Below are 7,078 nucleotides of genomic sequence, written 5' to 3' on the forward strand. Positions count from 1 at the left end.
TTCCTTAGCGGAACCTCAGCGCATGCGTCAGGCTTTCGAGCGCATTGGCGGAAACGTTGAGTTCATCTTGTTTCATCGCCGCTCTGGCAGCTGCAGAGAAGCGAATGGACTGTGTCTGAACTGCGGTGGTTTCAGCATTCGTCTTCATGTTTCATCTCCGATTGGTCGGGCAGCTCACTGCCGTTAACCATCGGAGGGAAACATTGCCTGCGTCATTTAAGCGTTACAGGCTTCGTTAAAAGGCGGTGCATCAAGGAAGACCGGCGAGTTGCAGGCCCTTTATCAGCGGTTCTGTGAAGGCCGGATCGCGATCGGGGACGAAATGACGGATATCCTCGCTACGGAAATCGGGGAAGTTTTCCAGAACGGTCCGGGCATAGTTCTGCGCCTTTCCGGTATCGCCCGCCATCGCATGCGAAGCGGCAAGCAGACGCGCTGTCGCCTGTTTGGTCTTCACCGGTTCCAGTGCGTCGATCGCTTTTTCATACTCTTCGCGCATGAAGTGGATGCCGCCGAGGTTCCAGTAATAATAGTCCGGCGGCAGTGGATTGAGCTTGAAGGCCGCGCGGCTGAGCTCCAGTGCCCGGTCGAAATCGCCGTCATGAGAAAGCGCGTCGGCGAAATCGGCGAGGATGTCGGCATCGTTGGGATTAAGATCCTGGGCCTGCTGGAAATATTCCAGGCTTTGGTCGAAGCGGCGGCGATAAAGCGCCACGAAGCCAAGCTCGCGGTAGGCCCGGCCGCTGTTCGGGTCGGACTGCTGCGCAAGCCGGGCGGCACCGTTCGCCTCATCGAGCAGTTCCTTGTCGCGCATGCCGCGGATCAGCCATTCCATGCCGAGCGCGCGCGACACGCCGGCATGGGCGGCCGAGAAATGCTCATAACGATTGAGCGAGGATTTAAACCATTTGCGCGCCTGGCGCAGATGCTGCAGGTCGGTCTGGGCGATCAGCCGCTTGCCTTCGAGATAGAGACGATAGGCAGAGGCCGGCGCCTCACCGATCGGCATCGCCAGTTCGTGGCGCTCGATCGTGTCGGCGAGCGAGGAGACGATCCGCCGCGTCAGATGTGCGAAGGATTCGCTGATTTTCTGCATGACCAACGGCAGTTCCAGCGCCCAGATCACCTCAGATGTCGTCGTCCGGGTCAGCCGGCACGTGGCAAAGACATCCTCGTCGCGGCCCTGAATGGTGACATAGACCGCATAGTCGAAACTGAGGTCGAGTGGGCCGGGCACGGCACGCGCCGGGTCGATCGAGCGGCTGAGGATTTCCAGGCTCGTATGCGCGGCAATCACCTTGAAGCCGCGCTGCTGGCTGAGGCCGATGGTGACGTCTTCGAGAAGCGCCCTGCCGACACGCTCCATCAAAGGATCGGTGAAGATGCTTTCCGGCGGCAGAATGATGATGCGCGGCTGGCCAAGCAGATCGGCATATATTCCAGGCACCGATGGGCGCTCCGGCACTGCCGCTTGTGCTGGGGGGATCAGACCGAGTTCGCGGGCGAGCGCTGTGGTGCTTTCCTCCGGCTCGGTGTCGAAGTCGTCCTTCAGCTGGCTCTTGCACTTCAGATAGGCCTGGCGGGCCGCAGCCGGATCGTTCATCCGGACATGGGTGCGCATCAAGGCACGATAGGCCGTCTCACTGGCAGGATCGAGTTCCAGCAGGCGCTTGGCAAGTGCGACCTGCTCTTCATCAGACCTGTCTTCTGACGTCTCGATCAGCCGCGTGAGATGGGCGGTGCGCAATTCGTCGATACGCTGGCGCTCGAAAGTCAGCCAGTCCTCGGCGCCCTGCGTCGGCGATTTGGCGCCTTCCAGCAGTTCGCCGTTCAGCATATCGCTGTCTTCGGGGGCGAGCGGCGCTTTCTGCTTCAGAAGATGAACGTCGACCTCCCAGCCGTCCGCAAGCCCGATATGGGTTCGGGTCGCTGCAAGCAGCGGTGGAAGGTCGGCGGGAATGCTCTGCTCGATACGCGACAGCAGCTGGCGTAGGCTGCCGGCGCGTTTTTCCGGCAGTTCAGATTGCCAAAGCTGCCGCCTGACGGTTTCGCGGTCCAGTTCGAGATTGGCTTCGGCGGCGAGCATGGCGAGGAGAAAATAAGACTTCTCCGGCAAGGGGAGTTCCCTCCCCGCTGCCAGCAGCCTCGGTCTTCCGAGCAGGCACAGCCTGTTCGTCGACATCTGTCCGGATGTCCGTTGCATCCCGGTTCTCACCCCTGAAAGCCAAGGCGCGCAAACGCAGCCGCCGCAGAAATCACGTTAGAGCTATAAGAGCGCCGCGCATAGCGGTTTTGCTATAAAAAGAAGAATTTTCAGCGAATATTTGCATTTTCGCCTGTCGCTCGCCGAGAAGATGCTTCGCCAACACTTTCCGGCAGACGCATTTTGCCTTCTGTGACGCGGAGTTGTTTGAGCCGCCGCAGTCCTCCATGGCCAGCAGGCTAGAACAGGATGATTTTCGGCCGGATCGGCCGAAAGTCCGAGTCCTGTTCTAAATTGGATAGTTAGAGCGTGTTGTCATCCGCAAACCGCTCGCGCTTTTCGGCATCATGCTCTCAAAATCACGACACCCGGGCGATCCGGGTCAGGCTTTCCGTCGCGGTTGCGGTCTCGACGAAATCGAGCCCGATATCCAGCACCGGCGCGCTGTGCGTCAGCCAGCCGACGGAAATGAGGTCGACGCCGGAAGCCGCGATTGCCGCAGCCGTTGCCGGCGTGACCCGGCCGGAGGCCTCGGTAATCGCCCGGCCGGCGACGATGGCGACGGCGTCGCGCAGTTGATCGGGCGTCATATTGTCGAGCAGAACGGCGTCGACACCCGTCTCCATCGCTTCGCGCAGCTGATCGAGAGTGTCTACCTCGACCTCGATCTTCACCAGGTGACCGACGCCGGCGCGCGCCCGGCGGATCGCTTCGGTGACGCCGCCTGATATGGCGACGTGATTGTCCTTGATCAGCACCGCGTCATGGAGCGCGAAGCGGTGGTTCATGCCGCCGCCGGCCCGTACCGCATATTTCTCCAGCGCCCGGAGTCCCGGCGTCGTTTTGCGCGTGCAGGCGACGGAGGCTTTGGTGTCGCGGATGGCGGCGGCAATCTCAGCCGTCACCGTCGCGATGCCCGAGAGATGGCCGAGGAAATTCAGCGCAGTGCGCTCAGCCGTCAGCAGGCCGCGTGACGGACCTTCGATGGTGGCGATTACGTCGCCCGGCTTGACCGCGTCGCCGTCCTGGAGATGCCGGCGCATGACGATCGCCGGATCGACGAGGGTGAAGGCGAGTTCGGCCGCATCGAGACCGGCGATTACACCCGGCTGGCGGGCGGCCATCACCACCGTCGAACGATGATCGTGGGGGATGACCGATGCCGAGGTGATATCGCCGGCAAGACCGAGATCTTCGAGCAGGGCTGCCCGGACCAAGGGTTCGACAATCAGGCGCGGAAGCGGGACGAGGTTCATCTCAGGCACTCCTGGCAAGGGCATAGGGCGCGCGGGCGATCTCCAGCGCTTGGGAAAGGCACAGGCTTCGCCGGTTGGCAGCGCCGAGCTTCAGCGGAAAATCGGTGCGGGCATGGGCCCCGCGCGATTCCATCCGCAGGCTGGCAAAGACGGCGATCAGCAGCGCGACGATAGCCGGATCGGCGGCAGGCCCGTCGCCTTCGGCAAGCGGTAGCAAGGCGGCGATCGCGTCCTCAACGGCGCCGGCATTGCGCAGCACCCCAAGATGACGCGAGACGATGGGCCGGACGAGCGATGCATCGGCGGGCGCCGGCAGCTTCTCGGCGAGGACGGCGCTGGTTGCCCGTGCCGGCATGCCCGCTAGGTCGCGCGCCGCCCGCATGCCCATGACGGCTGCCTCCAGCAGCGAATTGCTGGCAAGCCGGTTGGCGCCGTGCAGGCCGGTCGAGGCCGCCTCTCCGGCGACCCAGAGACCGTGGACCGAGCTTCTGCCATTCGCATCGGTGGCAACGCCGCCCATGTGATAGTGAACGGCCGGGCGCACCGGAATGAGGTCTTTCGCCGGATCGATACCGGCCTCGCCGCAAAGGCTCGAGATGACGGGAAAACGCACGGCAAACCGGCTGCCGAGCGCATCGCGGGCGTCGAGGAAGACACGGCCGCCGCGGGCGATTTCGGCGCTGATGGCACGCGCCACCACGTCGCGCGGCGCAAGCTCGGCGCCTGGGATGCGGGCCATGAAGCGGTCGCCGCGTTCGTTGACGAGCAAGGCCCCCTCGCCGCGCACCGCTTCGCTGACCAGCGCCAAAGGCCGGCGGCTGGAATTGAGCGCCGTCGGATGGAACTGGACGAATTCCATGTCGGCGAGATCAGCACCCGCCCTTGCCGCGAGCGCGATGCCCTGGCCGAAATTGCCCATCGGATTGGTGGTGGCGCCGTAGAGCCCACCGATGCCGCCAGTGGCGAGCACCAGCTTCGACGTCGGCAGGATGACAGCCCCCTTCGCGGTGGCGCAGAGCAGGCCGGCCACGTGCTCGCCGTCCATCAGAATCCGCCGCGCTTCGAAGCCTTCGAGTACTGTTATGGCAGGTGTCTGCATCACCGCCCGCACCAGCGCGGCGACGATCGCCGCACCCGAACCGTCGCCTTCGGCATGGACGATGCGACGGCGGCTATGGGCTGCCTCCAGCCCGAGCGAGAGTCCGCCCGCGGCATTCCTGTCGAAACGGACGCCGGCTTGTTCCAGCGCCGCGATTGCCGCCGGCGCCTCGGCCACGATGCCGGCGGCGACAATGGGATCGCAGAGCCCGTCGCCGGCGATCAGTGTATCGGCAAGATGCAGCGCCGCGCTGTCGTCGGCGCCCATGCCGGCGGCGATGCCGCCCTGTGCCCAGGCGCTCGACGTCTCCGCACCGAGGCTAGCGCGGGTGACGATGACGGACGGTTCCGGCGCCAGTGTCAATGCGGTCATCAGCCCGGCAAGGCCGCTGCCGACGATGACCGTGCGTCCGGCGAGATTGTGGAGAGCCTCGGTCATATCGCCAGCATCCTTTCGACGGCGCGGCGTGCGGCAACTGCAATCGCCGGATCGACCGTCACCTCGTGGCGGTTTCCCTCAAGGGCCGCACGGATATTGGCAAGGGTGATCCGCTTCATATGCGGGCAGAGATTGCAGGGGCGAATGAACTCGACATCGGGATGGTGCACGGCGACATTGTCGCTCATCGAGCATTCGGTGAGCAGCACGACGCGGGCTGGCTTCCGGCTGCCGACATAGTCCGACATGACAGCGGTCGAGCCGGCGAAATCGGCTTCGGCTACCACCTCGGGCGGGCATTCCGGATGGGCGAGCACCGTCACGCCGGGATGGTTTTCGCGCAGCTGGCGCACGTCTTCGGCAGTGAAAAGTTCATGCACCTCGCAATGGCCGTGCCAGGCGATGATCTCGACATCAGTCTCGCGGGCGATATTGCGCGCCAGATATTCGTCCGGGATCATCAGCACTTTGGGCACGCCGAGCGATTCCACCACCTGTTTGGCATTGCCAGAGGTGCAGCAGATGTCGGAGGCGGCCTTCACCGCGGCCGAGGTGTTGACATAGGTGATGATGGGTACGCCGGGATGGGCCTGGCGCAACAGCGCGATATCTTCGGGCGTGATCGAATCCGCCAGCGAACAGCCGGCACCGAGATCCGGGATCAGCACGGTTTTCTCGGGATTCAGAAGCTTGGCGGTCTCGGCCATGAAATGCACGCCGGCCAGCACGATCACGTCGGCATCGACCTCGATCGCCTTGCGGGCGAGTGCCAGACTGTCGCCGACGATATCGGCCACGCCGTGGAAGATCTCCGGCGTTTGGTAATTATGAGCAAGAATAACGGCGTTGCGGCGGCGCTTCAACTCGAGGATGGCGTCGACGTCGTTTTCGAACGTCATCCACTCGGCTTTGGGAATGACGCGGCTGACGCGCTCATAGAGCGAGGATGCGGAAACTGCGTGCTTCATGACCGGCTCCTAATTATGCTCTATTTGAGCATATCATAGGCAAATAGATATTCTCACGGTGAGCATATGTCAATTGCGGGAGAGCGGTAATTTCGTTCCAGCCAGCGCCCGTTCTTCGAGCACGGTGTGGCGGAAGCGGAAGAGCTTGGCCGGCCGGCCGCCGGTTTCGCTTTCCGTGCCGCCGGTTTCCTCGACCAGTTCCTGCTGTTCGATCAGGCGGCGGAAGTTCTGCTTGTGCAGCGTCAGCCCCGCCAAGGCCTCGATGGTGCGCTGCAGCCTCAAGAGGGTAAAACTCTCCGGCATCAGTTCGAAGACGACGGGGCGGTATTTGATCTTGGCGCGCAGCCTGGCGATCCCCGTCGCCAGAATGCGGCGGTGATCGGCAAACATCGCCCGGCCGAGATTGGCTTCGCCAGCACATCCGGCTTCCGCGACCAGCCCCGCCTCGTAGAGCAGTTCGTAGCGCTGCAAAGCCAGGTCCTCGTTCCAGCCGCCGCCGTCGAGGCCGAAGGTGAAATCGGCCCGGCGATGGCGATGGCCGCGCCTGGCCGGATCGGCATCGGCCCAGCTCTTCAGGCGGGCTATGATCTCGTCAAGCACGACTGGCCGGCCCTGCCGATGGTCTTCCCAAGGGAAATATTCGTACCAGCCATGCCATCCCGGCCGGCCGGCGCCCGACTGTTCGTTGACGAGGCCGAGATAACTGATCGAGATCGTCCGCCCGCCCGGGATGTCGTTGTTCCGGTCGCGGTCGGCGAAAGTATAGAGCTGTTCGAGATAGCCGACCGGATGTTCGGTCTGCTCCTGCACCCATTCGCGCAGGCCCGATTGCAGGGTGCGATGGCCCATTTCGAAAGGGCCTGACGGCAGTGCATCGCCGGAGCGGATGGTCATCACACGCGGCTCGTCCCCCGTCACCGCGACGAGCACCGCAATCAATTCCGCATGCGCAAAGCCGATCGTCACAGGGGACCGAATACTCCGTTCCGAATGGGTCATTCCTGACACAGGCGGGGACGGAAGCCAATGGCGGGTCCGCCCTTCTCCCCAGCGGGAAGACGGTGCCGGAGACGCGGGGACGATCGCGTCACGACGGATGCCGAGCCATCGAGAC

General features: G+C 63.6%; 6 protein-coding genes. All 6 read right to left on the reverse strand.

Annotated elements, in window-relative coordinates:
- Window positions 1-4 precede the first annotated feature (4 nt).
- Entirely contained in the window at window positions 5-148 is a 144-nt protein-coding gene (locus tag RCCGE510_RS35105; protein WP_007628140.1) for a hypothetical protein, read from the reverse strand.
- A 102-nt stretch (window positions 149-250) separates the two neighbouring features.
- On the reverse strand, window positions 251-2,203 hold the full coding sequence (locus RCCGE510_RS06015) for a BTAD domain-containing putative transcriptional regulator (protein WP_037077923.1): 1,953 nt from the start codon (window positions 2,201-2,203) through the stop codon (window positions 251-253).
- 359 nt (window positions 2,204-2,562) lie between these two features.
- Window positions 2,563-3,483, reverse strand: coding sequence for a carboxylating nicotinate-nucleotide diphosphorylase (nadC, locus tag RCCGE510_RS06020; protein WP_192815280.1), 921 nt, complete (start codon window positions 3,481-3,483; stop codon window positions 2,563-2,565).
- Entirely contained in the window at window positions 3,461-4,996 is a 1,536-nt protein-coding gene (locus RCCGE510_RS06025) for an L-aspartate oxidase (RefSeq protein WP_007628143.1), read from the reverse strand. Before RCCGE510_RS06025 ends, nadC begins: the two co-directional genes overlap by 23 nt.
- The gene (gene nadA / locus RCCGE510_RS06030; RefSeq protein WP_007628145.1) at window positions 4,993-5,964 is read right to left on the reverse strand and encodes a quinolinate synthase NadA; all 972 of its coding nucleotides are present in this window, start codon (window positions 5,962-5,964) and stop codon (window positions 4,993-4,995) included. The genes RCCGE510_RS06025 and nadA overlap by 4 nt, the downstream gene beginning before the upstream one ends.
- 69 nt (window positions 5,965-6,033) lie before the next feature.
- Window positions 6,034-6,963, reverse strand: a complete 930-nt coding sequence (locus RCCGE510_RS06035; protein ID WP_192815281.1) for a hypothetical protein — start codon at window positions 6,961-6,963, stop codon at window positions 6,034-6,036.
- Between the last annotated feature and the right edge of the window lie 115 nt (window positions 6,964-7,078).

This window comes from Rhizobium sp. CCGE 510, from assembly GCF_000292525.1.
Taxonomy (GTDB): domain Bacteria; phylum Pseudomonadota; class Alphaproteobacteria; order Rhizobiales; family Rhizobiaceae; genus Rhizobium.